The organism is Jeotgalibacillus marinus, from assembly GCF_040801915.1.
In the GTDB taxonomy this organism is placed as follows: Bacteria; Bacillota; Bacilli; order Bacillales; family Jeotgalibacillaceae; genus Jeotgalibacillus; species Jeotgalibacillus marinus.
Genome location: NZ_JBFMIA010000280.1, coordinates 1 through 238 on the forward strand (window position 1 = coordinate 1; position 238 = coordinate 238).

A 238-nucleotide genomic window follows, 5' to 3' on the forward strand; every position below is an offset into this window, starting at 1 on the left:
GTTCGCCGAGCAGCGCGGGCAGCGAGGGCAGCGGATTCCCGCCGAGCGACAGGACGCGCAAGGAACTCAACGACGATAGTGCGCGCGGGAGCGCGGCGAGCCGGTTCTCGCGCAGGCTGAGGACGACCAGGTTCGACAGCGCGCCCAGTTCGTCGGGGAGCGTGGCCAGCGCGTTGCCGTCGAGGTGGAGTTCGGTGAGATCGGGGAAGGAGGCGAGTTCCGCGGGTAGCGCCGCCAG

1 protein-coding gene is annotated in these 238 nt (G+C 71.0%); it reads right to left on the reverse strand.

The genetic code is table 11. The annotated features are described in order from the left end of the window. The coding region (locus AB1471_RS17855; RefSeq protein WP_367781056.1) for a leucine-rich repeat domain-containing protein at positions 1 to 238 on the reverse strand (238 nt) is incomplete at both ends.